This is a genomic window from Salinicola corii (genome assembly GCF_008298015.1).
Taxonomy (GTDB): Bacteria; Pseudomonadota; Gammaproteobacteria; order Pseudomonadales; family Halomonadaceae; genus Salinicola; species Salinicola corii.
The window spans coordinates 13,567-31,753 of record NZ_VTPX01000005.1; the positions used below are offsets into that span (position 1 = coordinate 13,567).

16 protein-coding genes are annotated in these 18,187 nt (G+C 62.9%); 6 read left to right on the forward strand and 10 right to left on the reverse strand.

The window, feature by feature from the left end; all coding sequences use genetic code 11:
* Positions 1-172: 172 nt before the first annotated feature.
* The 3 genes from F0A16_RS10370 to F0A16_RS10380 are packed head-to-tail and all read left to right on the forward strand — an operon-like array spanning position 173 to position 3,417.
* Positions 173-2,254, forward strand: a complete 2,082-nt coding sequence (locus F0A16_RS10370; protein ID WP_187775973.1) for an FUSC family protein — start codon at positions 173-175, stop codon at positions 2,252-2,254.
* A complete protein-coding gene (locus F0A16_RS10375) occupies positions 2,244-2,459 on the forward strand; it encodes a DUF1656 domain-containing protein (RefSeq protein WP_149435335.1) in 216 nt (71 codons plus the stop codon). Before F0A16_RS10370 ends, F0A16_RS10375 begins: the two co-directional genes overlap by 11 nt.
* 13 nt (positions 2,460-2,472) lie before the next feature.
* A complete protein-coding gene (locus F0A16_RS10380; protein ID WP_149435336.1) occupies positions 2,473-3,417 on the forward strand; it encodes an efflux RND transporter periplasmic adaptor subunit in 945 nt (314 codons plus the stop codon).
* 121 nt (positions 3,418-3,538) lie between these two features.
* Here F0A16_RS10380 and F0A16_RS10385 read toward each other — a convergent pair whose 3' ends face one another.
* On the reverse strand, positions 3,539-4,741 hold the full coding sequence (locus F0A16_RS10385; RefSeq protein ID WP_149435337.1) for a pyridoxal phosphate-dependent aminotransferase: 1,203 nt from the start codon (positions 4,739-4,741) through the stop codon (positions 3,539-3,541).
* A complete protein-coding gene (locus F0A16_RS10390; protein ID WP_239023784.1) occupies positions 4,738-5,529 on the reverse strand; it encodes a LamB/YcsF family protein in 792 nt (263 codons plus the stop codon). Before F0A16_RS10390 ends, F0A16_RS10385 begins: the two co-directional genes overlap by 4 nt.
* Before the next feature lie 196 nt (positions 5,530-5,725).
* Between F0A16_RS10390 and F0A16_RS10395 the strand changes: the two genes are divergently transcribed.
* Together F0A16_RS10395 and F0A16_RS10400 are read left to right on the forward strand one after the other, a co-directional pair.
* On the forward strand, positions 5,726-6,709 hold the full coding sequence (locus tag F0A16_RS10395) for a hydroxyacid dehydrogenase (RefSeq protein WP_149435339.1): 984 nt from the start codon (positions 5,726-5,728) through the stop codon (positions 6,707-6,709).
* A 49-nt stretch (positions 6,710-6,758) separates the two neighbouring features.
* Positions 6,759-8,027: a Zn-dependent hydrolase gene (locus F0A16_RS10400; protein WP_187775974.1), complete on the forward strand. Its 1,269-nt coding sequence runs from the start codon at positions 6,759-6,761 to the stop codon at positions 8,025-8,027.
* Between the two features lie 44 nt (positions 8,028-8,071).
* On the opposite strand, the gene F0A16_RS10405 is transcribed toward F0A16_RS10400, so the two are convergent.
* The 8 genes from F0A16_RS10405 to F0A16_RS10440 form a co-directional block, all read right to left on the reverse strand.
* Positions 8,072-8,749, reverse strand: coding sequence for a GntR family transcriptional regulator (locus F0A16_RS10405; RefSeq protein WP_149435340.1), 678 nt, complete (start codon positions 8,747-8,749; stop codon positions 8,072-8,074).
* A 57-nt stretch (positions 8,750-8,806) separates the two neighbouring features.
* Entirely contained in the window at positions 8,807-9,790 is a 984-nt protein-coding gene (locus F0A16_RS10410) for a 5-oxoprolinase subunit C family protein (RefSeq protein ID WP_149435341.1), read from the reverse strand.
* Positions 9,787-10,521 carry a 5-oxoprolinase subunit PxpB gene (pxpB, locus tag F0A16_RS10415; protein ID WP_223119760.1) on the reverse strand — a complete coding sequence of 245 codons (735 nt, stop codon included), beginning with the start codon at positions 10,519-10,521 and terminating at the stop codon, positions 9,787-9,789. Before pxpB ends, F0A16_RS10410 begins: the two co-directional genes overlap by 4 nt.
* Before the next feature lie 38 nt (positions 10,522-10,559).
* A complete protein-coding gene (locus tag F0A16_RS10420; protein ID WP_149435343.1) occupies positions 10,560-11,864 on the reverse strand; it encodes a TRAP transporter large permease in 1,305 nt (434 codons plus the stop codon).
* Complete coding sequence (locus F0A16_RS10425) at positions 11,861-12,400, reverse strand: TRAP transporter small permease subunit (RefSeq protein WP_149435344.1); 540 nt, start codon at positions 12,398-12,400, stop codon at positions 11,861-11,863. The genes F0A16_RS10420 and F0A16_RS10425 overlap by 4 nt, the downstream gene beginning before the upstream one ends.
* Positions 12,401-12,478: 78 nt before the next feature.
* Positions 12,479-13,480, reverse strand: a complete 1,002-nt coding sequence (locus F0A16_RS10430; protein ID WP_149435345.1) for a TRAP transporter substrate-binding protein — start codon at positions 13,478-13,480, stop codon at positions 12,479-12,481.
* A gap of 398 nt (positions 13,481-13,878) precedes the next feature.
* On the reverse strand, positions 13,879-15,024 hold the full coding sequence (locus tag F0A16_RS10435) for a M42 family metallopeptidase (RefSeq protein WP_223119761.1): 1,146 nt from the start codon (positions 15,022-15,024) through the stop codon (positions 13,879-13,881).
* A 97-nt stretch (positions 15,025-15,121) separates the two neighbouring features.
* Complete coding sequence (locus F0A16_RS10440; RefSeq protein WP_149435346.1) at positions 15,122-16,483, reverse strand: Na+/H+ antiporter family protein; 1,362 nt, start codon at positions 16,481-16,483, stop codon at positions 15,122-15,124.
* 362 nt (positions 16,484-16,845) lie between these two features.
* Between F0A16_RS10440 and F0A16_RS10445 the strand changes: the two genes are divergently transcribed.
* Positions 16,846-18,183, forward strand: a complete 1,338-nt coding sequence (locus tag F0A16_RS10445; RefSeq protein WP_149435347.1) for an arylsulfotransferase family protein — start codon at positions 16,846-16,848, stop codon at positions 18,181-18,183.
* Positions 18,184-18,187 lie beyond the last annotated feature (4 nt).

Here is an 18,187-nt window from a genome sequence, read left to right on the forward strand (position 1 = left end):
TGGCCATCGTCCGGTGGCCAGGCAATATGGCTCGCCGAATGGATAATCCCACCGAGATTTTTGCCCAAAACTCTAGACTTACGTCGAAGAGCATGTGATCATTCGCAGACTAACTTTTATTCCGCTTCACTACTGACCCATGGGTGACCGCTCTCATGGGCGCTGGTCATTCATGATTCGAATCCCCGCCGATCACTGGCTACTGGCGTTGCGAACGGTACTGGCCGTCTGGCTGGCCCTGTTCCTGGCCATGCGCCTCGATCTCTATCAACCCGCCTGGGCGATTCTGGCGGTCATGATCGTGACACTGCAGCCGGTGATGTTTACCGGGGGCACGCCGCCGATCGGCATCATCATCGGGCGCAGCATTGCCCGCCTGTTCGGCACCCTGTTTGGGGCGATCGTCGGGTTGGTGCTGATTGCTCTGTTCGGCCAGCAGCCCATGCTTTATCTGCTGTTTGCCGGTGGTTGGCTCGCCTTCTGCATGTATTGGGTTATTCTCGAGCAGGACGAATACGTCGGCTATGTGATGATGCTCAGCGGTTACACCTCGACGCTTGTGTCGCTGACCGCGATCGGGACCGGCGTCGAGAATATCTGGTCGGTAGCCCAGGGGCGTTTCAGCGAAACGGCGCTGGGCATTGGTTGCGGCCTGCTGATGCACGTGATCATCGCGCCGCGCTTCGGCAGCCGCGCGCTCCCGGGCGCGCTCTCCGGGTTTCTCTCGCAGGCCGCGACCGAAACACTGGCAACGCTGGCCGAGCCCCGCCCTCGCGAAAGCCGCGACGCGCAGTTGAAAGTGCTATTCCAAAGTTACCAGCAGTTCGAGAAGCTGCGCGGCCTGGCACGATTGGAAACCCGACGCCTGAGCCAGTTCATTCCCGCGCTGGATCGATTTGCCAGTGATGGCCTGGCGCTGATCACTGCCGTGCGGGAGCTGGAGACGGCACTGGACTATCTCCGCGCCTGTGAGGGCGGCGAGCGCTGGCTGGATGAGTTGAGCCAGCAGGCGCTCCCCCTGCTTAGAGCGGTCGAGGCCAAACCGGAGGGCCAACCCAGCGAGCGTCTTCTGCTGGCCGACTTCGACTGGAACGAAGCAACGGTGGAGCCCCGCACCCGTGCCCGGGCGGAGCTGGTCCGTCAGCGCCTGGGAGAGGTCCTCGGGCTGCTGCAGCATGGACGTCGGCTGCGCAACGCGCTCAACGATCCGACCTCGTCGAAGGTCAAGACGCTACCTCGCGAGCGCCGCGAACGTACCCAGCACAACGAACACTTCGTCGCCCGTTTCAACGCCCTTCGTGTGTTCATCGCCTTCGAACTGCTGGGTCAACTCTGGATTCACAGCGGCTGGCAGTCCGGCTATCTGGCCATGATGTTGCTCGGGGTCTTTACCATGCTGTTTGCCAAGGCACCGAACCCGGCAGCCGTCGTCTACCAGTTCCTGTGGGGGTCGATCGCTGCGGTCATTCTGGGGGGGATTCTGCTCTTCCTGGTGTTACCCGTGATCAGCGGTTTCCCGCTGCTGGCAATTGCTCTTGGCATCCCCGTCGCCATTGGTACGCTGATGACCCCCCATCCGCGCTGGTCGCTGATCGGGCTGGCAGGCGCGATCACCATGATGACGCTGCTGAACCTGCACTCGACCTACACGTTTTCTCCCTCGAGCTATATCAACGGCGGTCTGGCCTCCATCATCGGCACCATCGCTGCCATGATCACCTATTCGCTGTTTCGCCAGCGCTCTCCCGGCGAGCGTATCGAGACGCTGATGGCCGCTTACTGGCACGGCCTGAGTCGGCTTCTTCGGAAGAAGTCGCTCCCCAATCGGGCGCGCCTGGAAAGTCGGCTATACGATCGCCTGGGCCGGCTGGTCGCACTGGGCGGCAGTGATCGCGCCGTGCGCGAGGCCATCGAACTGAACGCCCTGGCACTCTGTGTGTGGCGAATCCGGCGTCTACGCGGTGCCCTTGGCCCCCATCGTGCAGAGATCGAGGCCTGGCTCGAGGGTATCGGCACCCGCGTGATCGCGCGCCGGCGACACGATCCCGTCGTCTGGCGCCAACTCGCGGACGAGGCCATCGCCTGGGTCGAGCGTCTCTATCACGAAGCCCACCTGCCGATTGCCAGTATCGGCGAAATCGCCATGCTGGGTCATCTGATGCGGGACGCACCGGGTGTCGAGCTGGAAGCCCGCGCCAGTGATGATCTCGCTACGGCTGCGGCAACGACCGGAGACACCCGACATGCTGACTGAATGGTCATTCCTGGGGTTCCTGATACCCCCGTTGACGATACCCATACTGGTGGCGCTGGGACTCTACCTGATCCTGCGGCGCGTGTTCGTGCGCCTCGGGCTCTATCACTGGTTCTGGCAACCGGTGCTCGCGGACATCGCGATTTACGCTCTGCTGTTGTGGTCGGTACTCGCCCTGACAGGCTCACTGCCGATCGCTGAATGAGGAAACAACCTTGATGAATTGGCCTATCGGACTCCGCAAGACTTTACGCGCGCTGTTGACCGCGGTGCTGGTCATCGCCGCGATCGTCGCCATTGCCCAGCTCTGGGACCACTACATGCACGACCCGTGGACCCGCGACGGCCGTGTCCGTGCCGATGTGGTCAATCTAGGTACCGATGTCGCCGGACTCGTCGACAGCCTCGAGGTGCACGATAACCAGTTGGTGGAGAAAGGCGATGTGCTGTTCACCATCGATCAGCAACGCTACCGATTGGCGCTGGACGATGCCAAGGCCAGCCTCAACCAGTTGGAACAGGAGCGCGACGAAGCGCAGGCGGCCAATGGCCGTCGCCAGCGTCTGAAGAACTACGTGTCCCAGGAGGACAAGGACAACGCCCGCTTTGCGCTGAACACCGCGCAGGCCGCGGTCGAGCAGGCCAAGGTCGAAGTCAACCAGGCCAAGCTGGATCTGGAACGTGCCACCGTACGCGCCCCGGTCGACGGTTACGTCACCAACCTGCTGTTGCGCCCCGGCCAGTACGTGACCGTGGGCACCGATGCCATGACACTGGTCGATGCTCACAGTTTCTACGTGCTGGGTTACTTCGAAGAGACCAAGCTCGACAGCATCGATGTCGGCGCTCCGGTGCGTGTCCAGTTGCTCTCCAGCGAAAAGGCCATCTGGGGTCATGTCGACAGCTTCGCTCGCGGTATCAGCGACAGTAGTCTGAGCAGCCAGGAAAACGGCCTTGCCTCGGTCAACGCCTCGTTCGACTGGGTACGCCTCTCCCAGCGGATCCCCGTGCGCATCGCGCTGGATGACATTCCCGAAGGCACCAAGCTCTCCGCCGGCCTCACCGCCACCGTCTACCTCGACAGCGACCGTCAGGGCCGCGAGGAAGCGCCCGACTGGTGGAAGCCGATCCGCCAATGGTGGGAAGGTTTGATCAGTATCTAGAGGGGGCAAAAGAGCCAGCAGGATCCCTGACGATCGACGAGCGGGGCGGCAGAAGATTCTGCCGCCCCGCTTTCGTGAGTACCGAGATCCCCCTACCTCTGGAGATCGCTGTCGTCCGTGCTTATTGCAGCGCCAGACACGCCTCGTCGATCCGGCGACACGCTTCCAGCAGGCGCTCGGTGTCGGAGGCGAACGAGATACGGAAATGCCCCGGCAAACCGAACGCGCTGCCCGGCACCACCGCGACCCGGGCGGTGGTGAGCAGATACCGCGCCAGCGCCTTATCGTCGTCGATCGTCTCGCCGGTCGGCGTCCGGCGACCCAGCAGCCCTTCGCAGTTGGGGAACAGATAGAACGCCCCTTCCGGCATCCGGCACGTCAACCCGCGGGTAGCGTTGAGCGCGTCGAAACAGAGGCCGCGACGCTCGGCAAAGATCACGTTGCGGGCGCGAATATCGTCGAGCGGCTGACCCAATGCGACGACCGCCGCCGCCTGGGAGACGGACGCCGGGTTGGACGTGGTCTGAGACTGCATCACCGCCATGGCCTTGATCAGATCCGCCGGCCCGGCGCCGAAGCCGATCCGCCAGCCGGTCATCGCATGGCCCTTGGAGACGCCGTTGATGGTCAACGTACGCGACTTCAGGCGCGGTTCGACCTCGGCCAAGGTGCAGAACTCGAAATCGTCGTAGACGAGATATTCGTAGATGTCGTCGGTCAGCACGACGATATCGGGATGATCCAGCAGCACCGCCGCCAGCACGACGAGTTCGTCACGGGTATAACCGGCACCGCTGGGGTTTCCGGGGGAATTGAGGATCAGCACACGCGTTCTCGGCGTGATCGCGTCCTCGAGCTTCGCGGGCGTCAGCTTGAAGCCACTCTCCGCCGGACATCGAATCGCCACTGGCGTACCGCCGGCCAGACGCACCATGTCGGGATACGAGACCCAGTGTGGTGCGGCGAAAATGACCTCGTCGCCCGGATCGACCAGCGCCATCAATGCATTAAAGATCACCTGCTTGCCGCCTGCGCCGACACTGATTTCGTCGGTTCGATACGCGAGCCCGTTATCGCGGCGGAACTTCTCGACGATCGCCTGCTTGAGCGCCGGGGTACCGTCAACGTCGGTGTAGCGAGTCGCGCCGGCGTCGAGCGCCGCCTTGGCAGCTTCGCGAATGGCGGCGGGGGTCTCGAAATCCGGCTCGCCCTGGGAAAGCGAGATCACATCGATACCCTCTGCGCGCATCTTCGCGGCAAGACCGCTGATTTCGATGGACGCCGAGGGCTGAACGACGGACAAACGCTGGGCCAATCTGGTCATTGCTGAATTCCTGACGATGCACGCGACGCGACGATGTCGGCCATCGGTCGAATCTCGATACCGGCAGTCTCGAGCCGACGCCGAAGTACTGCCGCCATCTCGACGGCGCCGGGCGTGTCGCCATGCACGCAGACACTGTCGATGGCGAGCGCGATGCGCTTACCGGAAACCGTGGTGACGGCTTGCTCTTCGATCATGCGCAGTACGCGGTCGGCCGCCATTTCGGGATCGTGAATCACCGCGCCAGGCAACTTGCGCGAGAGCAGGTTGCCATTGTCGGCATAGGCGCGGTCGGCGAAGACTTCGTTACCCACCCTGAGCCCCAGTTCCTGGGCGGCGAGCGAGGTCTGCATGCCCGGCATGGCAAGATGAATCAGACCAGGATCGACCGCGGCGATCGCCCGCGAGACGGCAAGCGACATCTCCCGATCCTCGGCCGCCATGTTGCCGAGCGCCCCATGTGTCTTGACGTGGCGAATGGGGTGACCCACGACCTCGGCCATGGTGCGGATGGCGCCGATCTGGTAGATCAGCTGCTTTTCCAGGTCCGCCAGGCTTTCGCCCTCGATGCGGCGGCGTCCGAACCCGACCAGATCCATGAAACTCGGATGCGCGCCGACCTGCACGCCTCGTTCTCGGGCCTGACTCAATGTTTCGTGCATCACCATCGGGTCGCCGGCATGAAAGCCGCAGGCGATATTGGCGGTGGTCACGATATCGAGCATCGCGAGATCGTCGCCCATACGCCAGGCGGCGAAGCTCTCGCCCATGTCACAGTTCAAATCCACGCAGGTACTCATCTCGCTCTCCGGATATTGTTATGGAAAGGGCACCACACCAGTTCTTCACGCAGGTATCGAGTGGCCTCATCCCGTGGTATACCAATAGTATGCACTACGTTCATACTGGGATAAACGTCATCGTGGAATCGGGATTCGCGCTGTTGCGTTTCGATTCGTCCAATAACAATTCGAGGAGTTTCGCTTGACCGCCTTTACTTGCCTCATCGCCCAGCCCATCCATCGAGATGGTATCGAGCTACTGCACGAAGCGGGTATTTCCGTGATCGATGCACCCGCCGCTGATCCGGCGACGCTGAGCGCGATCCTGGGTGACGCCGATGCGCTGATCGTGCGTGGCGCCGAGGTCAACCGCGCGATGCTAGACCAGGCGCCGAGACTCGGCGTTATCGGCGTGCATGGTGTCGGGGTCAACGCGATCGACATCGCCGCCGCCACCGATCACGGCGTAATCGTCGCCAACACGCCCGGAAGCAATGCCCAGGCCGTCGCCGAGCAAGCCATCGCGCTGATGTTCGCCGTTGCCAGACGTGTCCCGCTGGCCGATCGAACCGTGCGCGAAGGCGATTTCTTCGCGTTCAAGTACAGCGTACCGATGATCGAGCTGGCCGGACTGACGTTCGGCGTGGTCGGTTTCGGCAATATCGGCCGACGTGCCGCGCGAATGGCCAAGGGTCTGGGCATGCGCGTGATCACCTACTCCCCCAACGCGCCGGACGCTGCGCTCGCCGACGTCGATGCCGAGCGAGTCGACTCTCTGGAAGCGCTACTGACTCGCGCGGATGTCGTCTCGGTGCACGTCGGCCTCAACGAAAGAACCCGCAACCTGATCGGGCGCGAGGCGCTGGCTCGGATGAAACCCTCGGCGCTATTGATCAATACCGGGCGCGGTGGCACGGTCGACGAGACCGCCCTGGCCGAAGCTCTGGCCGAAGGCCGGCTGGCCGGGGCCGGGTTGGATGTCTTTGCCCAAGAGCCGATGCCTTACGATCATCCGCTGCTGACGCTCGACAGTGTGGTGGTCTCGCCTCACAACGGCGGTTCCACCGCCGCCAGCATGTCGCGCACGGCGCGTGCCGTGGCTAGGCATATCATCGATGTCAGCCGTGGACAGACCCCGGCTCAGGTGCTCAACCCCGCGGCATGGACCACCAAGGTGAACTCATGAGCCGAGACGATCTTCCGAACCACGGCGCTCCCAACGGCCGAAGCGTCCCATGAAACAGACACCGATCTCTGTGGACGTTGCCGATATGGCACTGGCCGAACGGCTGTTTGCCGATCTGGCCGCGCCCTATGCCGACGAGGTCGGAATCACGCGCGATGCGTACGGGCCCGGCGAACAGCGCGCTCATGAACGGTTCATCGAAGCCGCGAAGTCGTTGGGGCTCGAACTTCACCAGGATGCCGCCGGCAATCACTTCGCACGTCTCCCCGGCAGCGATCCGACGCTACCTGCGTGGCTGATCGGCTCGCATCTCGACTCCGTGCCTCAAGGCGGCAACTATGATGGCGCCGCCGGTGTGATCGCCGGGCTGACGGTCGTCTCCAGACTCAAAGCGACCGGCATCACGCCCCGGCGAGACATGATCGTCGCGGCCTTTCGCGCCGAGGAGAGCACCTGGTTTCCGGCCTCCTACATCGGTAGCCGCGCCGCTCTGGGTCGTCTCGATACAACGACGCTATCATTACCGCGAGCGGATACCGGACGTTCGCTGGCCGAACACCTGCGCGACTGCGGTGGCGATCCCGAGGCCGTGGCGGCGGGCGATGCCTGGCTCGATCTCGACAGGCTTCATGCCATGCTCGAGTTGCATATCGAACAGGGACCGACGCTCGAACACGCCGGAATCCCCATCGGTATCGTCACCGGCATTGCAGGTAGTTTCCGCTATCGCCAGGCGCGCTGTCTCGGCGAGTGGGGACACTCCGGCGCCGTTGCCAGGACGCATCGCCATGACGCACTGATGGCATTCTGCGCGCTGGCGACAGCGCTGGAACACGAGTGGAGCGAGCTGGAAGCCGAGGGCTTCTCGGCGACCGTCACCGTGGGCCAGATCGCGACGCCACCGGATCAGCATGCGTTCAGCAAGATTCCCGGCGAGATCGGCTTCTGTCTCGATGTCCGCAGCGAATGCCCGCAAACCCTCGAACGCCTGGAGCATCGGCTGTTCGCCAGCGCCAGGCATCTTGAAGCCGAGCGCGGCGTGCGCTTCGACTTCGGCGTCCGAACTGGCAGCACCCCGGCGCCCATGAGCCCAGCCTTGACCGAACGCTGCCAGATTCTGGCCGAGGCAATCGATCTGGCGCACATGACGCTGCCGAGCGGCGCCGGCCACGACGCCGCCACCTTCGCCAATGCCGGCGTGCCTGCGCAGATGCTGTTCGTTCGTAACCAGAACGGCAGCCACAACCCGAACGAAGCGATGCGACTGGAGGATTTCGCCGAGGGCGTACGCCTGCTCGTGGCGTTGGTTCAGGAGTGACTGTTGGTGTCGGCGCCACTATTCGGTTCAGATATGCACTCGGTTCAGATATGCGCCAGGCGATTGATGATGCTCTGCCGCACATTATCGATGTGCGTCTCCATCGCCTTCCTGGCGCCCTGACCATCTCGCTCGTGCAGCCGGTCGAGAATGGCGAGGTGTTCGCGACAACCTGGCTCGAAGCGCTCGGGTACCTGCGCCAGATCGAATACCCGTGTCTTCAGGCGCAGGTCGGCGACCATCCGGGCGAGCAACTGATTGTCACTGGCCAGGGCAATGCCGTTGTGCAGCGCGTCGTCGACACGATGCAACTGCTCCGAGGTACGCGCCTCGGCCGGCGTTTCCAGCAGCGCCGTCACTTGCTGCGTGAGCACCTCGATGGCTTCGGTTCCAAGGCGTTGTGCGGCGTGCCAGGCCGATTCGCCTTCGAGCAGCGCACGCACGCGCAATATCTCCATGTACTCATGAATCGACGGCGCCTTGACCGCCAGTTGGCCTCGCGCCACGCGGATCGCAAAGCCCTCGTGCTCCAGCCGGCTCAGCGCTTCTCGCACCGGTGTACGAGAAATGTTCAGCGCCTCCGCCAGACTGCGCTCCTGGAGTAGCGTGCCGGCAGGCAGACGCCCTAGCTGGATCATCTCGAACAGCTGCTGATACGCTTGCCCCGCCAGACTCTGTATGCGCGTTCCCTGCAGTATGCGGTCGATATCCAGCGTTTGCATTGCCGCGATTCCCTGCCAGTGAATGGTTAACGTCGTTGAGGTTCGAGTATACGTAACTCAGATCGCAAGTCGCGCCAAGTAGGCTCGAAATGCCTCCTGCCGTCCGCGCCACAAGTGTTCGGCATGAGCGGGATCGATCGCTTCGAACCGTAGCCGATCTCCCGGTTTCATCTGGCCGAGCCGGGCCATATCCGCCCGAATCACCGTGGCAATCTTGGGATAACCGCCGGTCGTGCCACGATCGTTCATGGCAATGATCGGTTGACCGTCGCCGGGAATCTGAACACTGCCAGTCATCAGCGCATCGGAGACGATATTATGACCACGAGCGCTGGCGAGCACGGGGCCCGTCAGGCGATAGCCCATGCGATCAGCGAGTGTAGAGATCGTCCACTCGGCCGAGAAGAAGCGGGCGATCTTGGCACGGCTGAAGAAGTCTGACTGGGGGCCGAGCCCGACGCGAATCGGCCGCTTTTCACGTTGAGGAAGATGCGGCTCCCCCACCCGCCCCGCACACTCCTGACCGCGGGCAGCGTTACGTAGCGGCAGCCGATCACCGGCCCTTAGAGCGCGGCCATCGAAGCCGCCGACACCGGCCCGCGCCAACGTCGATACGCTACCGAGGAACGGCGTCGCGGCAAAGCCACCGCCCACCGCCAGATAGGCTCTGGCGCCGGAGAGCACGCGGTGGATCTGCAACTCGTCACCCTCGCGCAGTGCTAGCGCTCGAAACGTTTCGACAGGGCGATCGTTGACCGTGATTTCCGCGTCCCCGGTGATCGCGACCACGCAGTCGCCACCCACGAGCCGCAATCGCGGCCCCATCAAGGTGATCTCCAGCGCACCGAACGCCTGGAGGGCGTCCTCCGAAACGTTGCCTACCAGCGCGTTGGCCAGCCCCAGGCTCATGGTATCGAGCGCTCCCGACGGGGGTACGCCCAGGTGCCCCTGACCATGGCGCCCGCCGTCCTGCAATGTGGTCATCATCCCGGGTGACGCGACCCGAAACGCCACGTCAGTATTATCGCGATCGTCACTCATGGGCTCGGCCTGCCGTCATCGATCCACTCCCACTCGGGCAGCCAGTCGCGGTCGTTCCGAAGTGCCGTGAAGCGCTCACTGTCGATGGGTTCGAAGCGGATACTGTCCCCCGCTTCCATGAGTACCGGGGTCTGCCGCTCTGGAGCGAAGGTACGAACCGGGGTGCGGCCCAGAAGATGCCAGCCGCTTGGCGCTTCGACGGAAGAGACGGCTGTCTGCTGTCCGCCGACGCTGACACTGCCGGCGGGCGTTTGCGTGCGGGGTGAGTCGCGGCGCGGTGTGTGGAGGCGGGCATTCAGGCCCCCCAGATAAGCGAAGCCGGGCATGAAGCCAATCATGAAGATGCGGTAATCCGGCGCCGTGTGCAGCGCGATGAGTGCCTCGCGGTCGAGACCGTGACGCCGCGCGAAATCGTCGAAGTCGATGCCGAATTCGCCACCATAGGTCACCGGAATCCGCCAACGCCGGCAGCGCCGATGGCTCACGCGCAACGCGCCGACGAGTTGTCCGAGCCGGGATATCAGCTCGCGCTGGGTGACCATCACGCTGTCGTACTCGATCGCCAGCGAGCGGTAAGTCGGCACGATGCCGGTGATCCCGTCGATTCCGGCGACACGCACGGCGCGCGCCGCCGCGTCGATCCAGCGGTTGATCTCGATGTCGATGGTTTCGCCACAGTCGATCAACACGCCCTGATCGGCCAGCGGAACGATTTGATAGGTTGGCGTCACGATTTCAGCTCGTTGTTAGCGCAATCGAAGATCTGTTCTCAACCGCGTGTCTGTAGATGATCCGGCAACCACGTCACGATCTCCGGCACCAAGGCCAGCAGCAGCGTGAACGCGACCATGATCAGGAAGAATGGCAGCACGGCTCGTGCAATCTGGCCAATCTTCATCCCCGTGATACCGTTGATCACGAACAGGTTGAAGCCGACCGGCGGTGTAATCTGCGCCATCTCCACCACCAGTACCAGAAACACGCCAAACCAGATCGGATCGAATCCCGCCTGAATGATCAGCGGCAGCGTGATCGGCAGCGTCATGACGATGATCGACATGCCTTCGAGCAGCATGCCCAGCACCACGTAGAAGACCAGCAGCATCGCCACCAGCGCCAGCGGGGACAGCCCCAGCGAGCCGATCGCATCGGCGATGGTGCGCGGCACGTTGAGAAAACCCATGGCCACAGACAGAAACATGGCACCGACGATGATCAGACCGATCATCGAGGTGATCTGGGCCGCGCCCATCAGCGCGCTCCACAGACTTTTCCAATTCAGGCAGCGCTGCAGCACGCAGACGATCAGCGCGCCCAGTACCCCGACGGCACCCGCCTCGGTCGGCGTTGCCATACCGGTGAGCATGCTGCCGATGACAAACGCGATCAGCAGCGCCACCGGACCCAGCTGGGTCAGAGCCCGCAAGTAGTCCTGCCATTCGAGACCGCGCTGCCGCGGCGGCAACTGGCCTGGGCGAGACAGCGCGTAGACTCCCAGATAACTCATGAACGCCAAGGCCAGCAGCAGACCCGGCACGATCCCCGCGATGAACATCTTGAGGATCGACACCTGCGCCAGCACGCCGTAAATGATCATGATGGTACTGGGCGGGATCAGAAAGCCGAGCGTCCCCGCTCCCGCCAATGACCCAGCCGCGATACGCGCATCGTAGCCACGCCGCATCAGCTCGTTCGAGGTGATGCGGCCGACCGTCGCCGTGGTTGCCGCGGAGGAGCCGGAGATCGCCGCGAACAGCGTGCAGCCCAGCACGTTGGTGTGTAAAAGCCGGCCGGGAATACGATCGACCCAAGGAGCCAACCCATCGAACAGCAGTTGCGTGAGGCGACTTCGAAACAGCAGTTCTCCCATCAGGATGAACAGCGGCAGCGCCACCAGCTCTGCACTGGTGGCGGCGTTCCAGACCGTCTGCGCGAGCAGTTTCTCCACCGGCATGAAGCCACGAAACGTCTCCAGCGAAACGATCCCGACGCCCGCCAGCCCGAGCCCGACCCAGACACCACTGGCCAGCAGCGCCACCAGCAGTGTGAACGCTGTCAACATGATCGCGGTCATGGCTCACCTTCCATCGGCATCGCCGAATCCTCGGGGGTGTGCTCCAACAATCCGGGGGCAGCGATCAGCACCAGCGCCCGCACGATCAGTGTCAGCGTGAAGACGACCAGCCCCAACGCCATCAGCGCGCGCGGATAGATCAACGGAATTTGCTGCGGCGTGCTGGAAACCGTGCCGCTGTGCCAGGTCTGCAGACAGAAGCCGACGAACGCCGCGGTGAAAAAGCCGACGATGACCACGCCGATGAGCGTCGCCAGCAGATCCAGCCAGCGCATGCCGCCGTTCGGCAAGTGCTCGCGCAGCAGAGTAATTCGAATGTGCTTGTCGGTACGCAGCGTCCAACTGCTCGCCATGAAGATGATCAGACCGAGCAGATAGCCGCTGACTTCCCAGGTGAACCCAAGGCTTTTACCCAACAGGTTCCGGGAGACGATTTCCGCCAGCATCAGAATGAACAGCAGCGCCATGGCCAGCGCGGAAAACGCCGCAGCCGCCCAGGTGAGGCGGTCGCTCAGGCGCAACAAACGAGAGATCATGGGACGAAACCCCCAGAGAGAACGGACGTCCCCGGCGGGCGGCAATACCGCCCCCCGCCGGTCATGACGAAAGTGGCGTTATTTCGCGTCGCGCGCCTCGAGATAGCGCGTCATCAGCTCGTCGGCCTGGGGGCCGGCCGATTCGCGAAATTGTTGCCACTGAGGTTGCGCGGCCTCGGTGAGCTGCCGGGAGAGTTCATCGCTGGGGGCAGATATGTGAATGCCGTGATCGGCGAGAATCTGGGCGTTGCGCTTGTCCTCGTCCTGAGAAATCTGCTGGAACTCGGGTTCCATTTCTTGCGCCAGCGACTCTATCGTTTGCTGCTGCTCGTCCGTCAGCGAGTTCCAGACATCGAGATTGAGGGAGACGACGTCAGGCGCCAGTTGCCAATCGAGCTTGTTGAAGTAGTCGGTGAACTCCCAGAAGCTGCCATCGACCCCGGAAGGCGTCGACGTGGTCACGCCATCGATCGCACCAGAGGCCAGCGCGGGAACCACCTCGCCCCACGGCATCTGTATCGGAGACGCGCCCAGCGCCTTGAAGAACTCGGTGCCGTTCTTGTCGACCGTTCTCAGCTTGACGCCCTGAAGATCCTCCACGGTCGCTACCGGCGCCTGCGTGAAGACGCCCTGCCCCGGCCAGGGCACGGTGTAGAGGAACTTCTGGTTGTACTCGGCGGCGATGGCCTCGTAGTACGGCCAGGCAGTGTCTCGCAACAACGCCGCGTCGTCGGCATTACGGGTAAGATACGGTACCGATTCGATGCCCAGCAGTGGCGCTTCACCGACCTGTTGCGTCAGCAGCATGTCGGCACCCTGGACGATGCCATCGCGCACTGCCGAAAGCAGCTCCGGGCCTTTCAGGCCGAGATCGCCACCGGAGTGGATATCCAGCTCGACTTCACCATCGGTCGCTTGCTTCACCGCCTCGGCAAACTGGTTAAGCGTCTTGACCTGAAAATTTCCTTCCGGCCAGGGCGTGACGATCATCAGCTGGGTTGCAGCTTGAGCGCCAAGTGCATTGGCACCGAGAACGGCTGCCGTGCAGAGCGCGGCGAGATGAGAACGGGTCGGTTTCATGCTCGACTCCTGAGTTGTTGTTGTCGGCGACTGCTCGGGGCAGTTTCCTGGATCGAAGCGACTGGTTGTATTGTGGCGTCGCGCTGGAATATCTTTGGCATACCAAACCAGACAAGTCAATTCATCGATTGCAATTAGGCTTTGGTCTACGACGGTATCACGCTTCGGTTTGACCCGGCCCCGCCGACGACAGAAGCACCATGTTCGGGACAGGAAGCGAACCACTTCCGGCAGGAAACGCAGTGCCTGGCCGGAAGCGGTTTCTCGGGACTCAGTTCAGGCCGGCCCCCAGTCGATCGCTGCCTGGAAGCGGTTGACGCAACGACGTGCGCACTTTCGTGCATGTTGCGCGAAAAGCCGGCCCGAGCCCTATAGGGCCCGGGCCGGCGTCACGAGACTCAATCGAAGTAGCTGAAGGTCTCGCCGGGTTTGATTTCGACCAAGGTGTGGTAGATCAGTTCGATCACGTTCTCGACGTCCTGCTTGTGCACCATCTCGACGGTGGTGTGCATGTAACGCAGCGGCAGCGAGATCAACGCCGAGGCGACGCCGGAATTGCTGTAGGCGAAGGCATCGGTATCGGTGCCGGTGGCTCGCGAACGTGGCAAGCGCTGAAACGGGATTTTCTGCTCGGTCGCGACCTTGATCAGACGTTCGCGCAGCTTGTTCTGGATCGCCGGGGCATAGCAGATCACCGGGCCGTCGCCGATCTTGTTGGCCCCTTCGCGCTTGGGTTCGATCATCGGCGTCGAGGTGTCGTGGCTGACATCGGTGACGATGGCGACGTTGGGGTTCAGACGCTCGGCGATCATCTCCGCACCGCGCAGGCCCACTTCTTCCTGCACCGCGTTGACGATATACAGGCCGAAATCGAGCTTCTGCTTGCGCGCCTTCAGCAGCCGCGCCACTTCCGCGATCATGAAACCGCCGATGCGGTTGTCGATCGCGCGGCAGACAAGCTTGTCGCCGTTGAGTACGAAGAATTCGTCGGGATAGGTGATCACGCAGCCGACGTGAACGCCCAGCGCCTCGACCTCGTCCTTCGAGCTGGCACCGACATCAATGAAGATATTGTCGAGCTCGGGCGGTTTTTCCTTCGGCCCCTGGCGGCGGGTATGGATCGCCGGCCAGCCGAATACCCCCTGGACGATACCGTTGTCGGTATGGATATTGACACGCTTCGAGGGGGCGATCTGATGATCGCTGCCGCCATTGCGGATGACGTAGATCAGGCCGTTGTCGGTGATGTAATTGACGTACCAGGAGATCTCGTCGGCGTGGCCTTCGATCACCACCTTGTACTCGGCATTCGGGTTGATTACGCCGACGGCGGTGCCATAGGTATCGGTGATGAATTCATCCACGTAAGGACGCAGATACTCCATCCACAGCTTCTGGCCCTCCCACTCGTAGCCAGTCGGCGAGGCATTGTTGAGATAGCGCTCCAGAAACGTCATCGCGTCCGCATTGAGCGGCGCGGTACCACGCCTTGTCGTCTTGGTGGTTTTGGCAGACTTGGAGTTCTTGTCGGTGCTTTTACTCATCCATCTTTCCTAACGCGTCATGAAGGTGACTCTAGCTTAGCAGCCTATGAAGCCTGGATGCTCGCATCGGTGCGGGCCGGCGCCGTCACACCAAACGTCAGAGGATCATCGCGGCGATCCAGCCGAACACCAGCAGCGGCACGTTGTAGTGCAGAAAGGTAGGTACCACGCTGTCCCAGATATGGTCATGCTGGCCGTCGGCATTGAGTCCGGCGGTGGGGCCCAGCGTGGAATCCGAGGCTGGCGAGCCGGCGTCGCCCAGCGCGGCCGCCGTTCCCACCAGCGCGGTCGTCGCCAACGGCGAGAAGCCGAAGCTCAGCGCCAGCGGCACATAGAGCGAGGCGATGATCGGGATGGTGGAAAACGACGAGCCGATGCCCATGGTGATGAACAGCCCCACGAGCAGCATGATCAGTGCGGCCAGCCCTTTGTGATCGCCGATCATCGCCGCGGAGCTGGTCACCAGGCTATCCACCGAGCCGGTCGCCTGCATCACCCCGGCGAAACCCGCAGCCGCAATCATGATGAAACCGACCTGGGCCATCATCCGCATGCCTTCGGTAAAGACGTCGTCCTGCGCACGCCAGCGAAACACCCCGCTGACCGACAGCAGCGCGAAACCGAACAGTCCGCCCAGCACCATCGAGTCGGTCAACAGCTGAACGACCACCGTGCCGGCCAGTGACGCCGCCAGCACGATCTTCTGCCAGCCACGGAGACCGGCGTCTTCATCGAAGTCCGTCGCGGGCTGCTCGTCATCTCGCTGCCCCACCAGCGCCCGGTCGTCATAATGTCGTCGACGGCGATAGCTGAAAAACACGGCTACCAGCAACCCCACCGCCATGCCGCCAATCGGCATCGCCATGGCCAGCGGCACCTGGGCCGCCTCGACCTGAAGACCCAACTCCGCACCGCTGGTGTTGAGGTTGTTGAGCAGGATGTCGTTGAGAAAGATGGCCCCGAATCCCACCGGCAACAGCATGTAAGGGGCGGTGATGCCGAAGGTGATCACACAGGCCACGGCGCGGCGATCGAGTTCGAGCCGGTTCATCAGCGTTAGCAGTGGCGGCACCAGGATCGGAATGAAGGCGATATGCACCGGAATCAGATTCTGCGAACTGATCGCCGCCAGCAGCAGGCAGCCCAGCAGCGCCAGTACCACGCGACGCGGGCGAGCGCCGGCGCCCTCGAGATGGAATCGCTGGACGGCGCGCCGGGCCAGACCCTGGGTGATACCCGAACGCGAGAGCGCTACCGCGAAAGCCCCCAGCACCGCATAGGAGATCGCTACCGTCGCCCCGTTGCCCAGGCCGCCGTTGAAGGCCTCCAGAATGGCATCGAGCGGCATGCCCGCATAAAGCCCGCCCGCGATGGCGGCAACGATCAGCGCGAACACGACCGACACCCGCGCCAGACTCAACGTGACCATGATCAGGATGGCCAGCACCACAGCATTCATGCATCGCCTCTTTTCGAACCGTGAAAGGTGCCCATCGAACGCTGCCGACGGACGAAGCCGACGATGATATCGACCCAGTCACTGAACGCCAGAAAAATCCGAGCAGAGCGATGTACCCTCGCCGCCAGGTCTGGCAGGGAGACGAGTCCGCGAGTTACCGGACTCACCGCCGGTTACCAAACGCCCCAATATCGGTAAACCCGCTGACAAAAAACCTCATTCATTTTCGACCCGGGCCCCTTAAGCTCGATTGACGATAACGACCGGCGCAGGAAGCGTCGGCGGGGATGGCTCACCGGTGGAACGCCGGGAGACTCCGGGGTGATTGAAGGGGCTGATTCAGCAACTTCAGGAACGGCGACATGCACAATGCGGATCGTGCCGGCTTCGCCATCTTCTGCGTGGCGATTGCCTTCATGGCTTTCATCGGGGGCGCCTTCGTCATTCTGACGAAATCGTTCCCCTACACCTATCTCGACGATGCCCACAAGGCGGCGGTTGCCGTCATCGCGCAGCAGTCCGACAACGACCTCTATACCGATACCGACCTGTGGCGCGACGCCCGTCGGGACGACAGAGGCACCACCATCGACGATCCGGCCAAGGCCTACGAGGGCCTGACCCTCTACACCTCGGGGGACGGCACCTACGCCAACCTGGTCGACATGCGGGGAAACGTCGTGCACCGCTGGGAATTGCCCTACAGCGACGTCTGGGACACCAGCCCGACCGGCCGCGCCCCCCGCCCCGACGATCGCATGTACTGGCGCAAGGCCAAACTCCTGCCCAATGGCGATCTGGTAGCCATGTACATCGCCGACAACGACACCCCGTGGGGATACGGCATCGTCAAACTCGATCCCGATTCACGGGTCATCTGGAAGTATCACGCCAGTACGCATCATGACCTGGATATCACCCCGGACGGCGATGTGATCACGCTGACCCACGAGTTCACTCAGCGGAAGGTGCCCGACTTCCAGGCGCTCTCCTACCCGTGGCTCGACGATTACCTGGTCAGGCTGGACGGGGAGACGGGCGAGGAGATCAGCAAGGTGTCGCTGGGCGACGCCTTCATCGACTCCCCTTTCGCCGGCCTCTTCTACTCGGTGCCGAGCTTCGCCACGGAAGATCCACTCCACACCAACAGCGTTCAGTATCTGGACGACGAACTGACCCGCAATTTCGCGCCGGCCGACGGCCGCAGCGGCCAGATCATGCTGTCGTTCCGGCACCCCGGGGCCGTGGCGCTGGTCGATCCGGACTCGGGGGAGATGACCTGGGCCATGAAAGGGCCATGGCTGGGCCAGCATTCGGCCCGTGTCCAGCCCAACGGCCACTTCACGCTGTTCGACAACCTTGGCAATTTCGAGCGGGGCAATCGCACCCGCATCCTGGAAGTGAACCCGAACGACGATGCGATTGTCGCAAGCTATAGCGGCAATGATGAACATCCCTTCGACAGCGGCCTGCGCGGTGCCGCGCAAACGCTGCCCAACGGCAACCGGCTGATCACTGAATCCGATGGCGGCCGGCTGTTCGAGACGACTCCACAGGGGGAGATCGCCTGGGAGTTCATCAATCCCGCTCGCGGGGGTGACAAGGAGCAGTACGTCCCCGTGGTCTCATCGGGCCAGCGCATCGCCATTGCAAACCTCGACGCGGATTTCCGCGCCGATCTCGACACCACTGGGAGGTGATCGT

Excerpts from the sequence above, each read along its gene's own strand:
- F0A16_RS10430 (WP_149435345.1), bottom strand. The coding sequence starts at position 13,480 with ATGAAACCGACCCGTTCTCATCTCGCCGCGCTCTGCACGGCAGCCGTT.
- F0A16_RS10435 (WP_223119761.1), bottom strand. The coding sequence starts at position 15,024 with ATGAGTAAAAGCACCGACAAGAACTCCAAGTCTGCCAAAACCACCAAG.
- F0A16_RS10375 (WP_149435335.1), top strand. The coding sequence starts at position 2,244 with ATGCTGACTGAATGGTCATTCCTGGGGTTCCTGATACCCCCGTTGACG.
- F0A16_RS10445 (WP_149435347.1), top strand. The coding sequence starts at position 16,846 with ATGCACAATGCGGATCGTGCCGGCTTCGCCATCTTCTGCGTGGCGATT.
- F0A16_RS10410 (WP_149435341.1), bottom strand. The coding sequence starts at position 9,790 with ATGAGTGACGATCGCGATAATACTGACGTGGCGTTTCGGGTCGCGTCA.
- F0A16_RS10380 (WP_149435336.1), top strand. The coding sequence starts at position 2,473 with ATGAATTGGCCTATCGGACTCCGCAAGACTTTACGCGCGCTGTTGACC.
- F0A16_RS10370 (WP_187775973.1), top strand. The coding sequence starts at position 173 with ATGATTCGAATCCCCGCCGATCACTGGCTACTGGCGTTGCGAACGGTA.
- F0A16_RS10425 (WP_149435344.1), bottom strand. The coding sequence starts at position 12,400 with ATGATCTCTCGTTTGTTGCGCCTGAGCGACCGCCTCACCTGGGCGGCT.
- F0A16_RS10420 (WP_149435343.1), bottom strand. The coding sequence starts at position 11,864 with ATGACCGCGATCATGTTGACAGCGTTCACACTGCTGGTGGCGCTGCTG.
- F0A16_RS10400 (WP_187775974.1), top strand. The coding sequence starts at position 6,759 with ATGAAACAGACACCGATCTCTGTGGACGTTGCCGATATGGCACTGGCC.
- F0A16_RS10440 (WP_149435346.1), bottom strand. The coding sequence starts at position 16,483 with ATGAATGCTGTGGTGCTGGCCATCCTGATCATGGTCACGTTGAGTCTG.
- F0A16_RS10405 (WP_149435340.1), bottom strand. The coding sequence starts at position 8,749 with ATGCAAACGCTGGATATCGACCGCATACTGCAGGGAACGCGCATACAG.
- F0A16_RS10385 (WP_149435337.1), bottom strand. The coding sequence starts at position 4,741 with ATGACCAGATTGGCCCAGCGTTTGTCCGTCGTTCAGCCCTCGGCGTCC.